Source organism: Methanoculleus sp., assembly GCF_035363275.1.
Classification (GTDB): domain Archaea; phylum Halobacteriota; class Methanomicrobia; order Methanomicrobiales; family Methanoculleaceae; genus Methanoculleus.
Window position 1 is genome coordinate 1 of sequence record NZ_DAOSET010000143.1, and the last position, 1,295, is coordinate 1,295.

At 62.5% G+C, this 1,295-nt stretch carries 2 protein-coding genes; both read right to left on the reverse strand.

The features are described from left to right. Positions 1-486 precede the first annotated feature (486 nt). Positions 487-645 (reverse strand): hypothetical protein, encoded by a 159-nt coding sequence (locus PLN84_RS13390; RefSeq protein WP_299954810.1) that lies wholly within the window; start codon positions 643-645, stop codon positions 487-489. Between the two features lie 326 nt (positions 646-971). Continuing rightward, positions 972-1,295: hypothetical protein (locus PLN84_RS13395; RefSeq protein ID WP_348532199.1), on the reverse strand; the 324-nt coding region annotated here is incomplete at its 5' end.

Below are 1,295 nucleotides of genomic sequence, written 5' to 3' on the forward strand. Positions count from 1 at the left end.
GCCGATACAATCTGCCCGATTTCAGGTCCCATTTTTTTCAAGGAGACGCCGAGCGAGGTTACCCTTGATCTCTGTCAGGGCAAAGGTGAGCACGGTTGCGGTGCCCGGGGGAATGCGCAGAGCGTTGTTCTTCCCCCGTATGCCACCCAGCAGGAGTGTCATCGAGAGCCTCCCTGATCGCATACGGCGTCTCCAGTTTTCAGGCGTTCCACGGCGGTTTCGTCGCCATCGCCGAAGGGCCAGGGTATTCCAGGCGTGGGATTTTTCATGAGGATATGATCCGGCCATAGAAGAGGAGGTTTTTAAGGCTCCCAACCCCGATCCGGTACTGCCCGGCCTCGGCGGAGATCAGGAGCGCATCAGCCCCATAGGAGAGGGGTCCGGGCGCGATGGTCCGACAGGAACGACGTCCTGAAAGGACAGAGTTTGAGCACCGAAGGTGCGAGCACCAGAGCGGGAGAAACCCGAAGGGGTTCGACTCCGGCGTCATGGCCGGCCCCGCTCGACATTTATCGAATACTGGTGGTTCCGGGTCCGGCGGACGTTGATCTCCCGGACTGCCCGGCCATGGCGCCGGATCTCATCCGCGACCGCCCGCGGGACGAGGAAGAGCGGGACCGCGTCCGGCGTATCTTCCCCGCTCATCACGGGCACGCTCCCGGGACGGGCATCCTTATATCGCTCGAGTGCCGAGTACCATTGGCGGTCCGGTGCATCCTGGTGCTGTGAACATTTGGTTGTCCCTGGCTGCCGCCTCTCGTGGTTTTTCTCTGTTGCATGGTCGTTACCTCACGCACCGGGACGTTCCCGGACGCGTACATCACCCTCGGACACCGATGATTAAAAGGATACCTTACAGGCCCTGAATCGGGCGAAGGGCCGCATATAAACGTTACTTTATCGTATGAGAAAAGATTGTAGCGGCAGGTCCGGATCGCAGATTGACGGTAAGACTGAGGTTGGCGGCCTGTTCAGCCTTTCGCCGGGTCGTCGTGGGCGCACGCTGCAAAGACATCGCCGGGAGCGTAGCGGAGGAAGACCTCGTAGCCCTTCCCGGTCTGGAGGAGGTCGACGATCCCGGCGTCCGCGAGCCTTCGTAACCGGGCATGGTAGGTCGTCTTGCCGATGGCGAGGTAGTCCTGCGCCTCCTCAAAGACCGCCCCTGCCATCATATCGCCCCCGGCGAGCGACTGCTCCGCGAGCCGGTAGAGGAGGGTGCGTTCGCCGGAGGAGAGCGCAGCGGTCCGGGCGGCAAGCGCCGGCGACCGGACGGTGGCGACGACGTCGAGGACGTC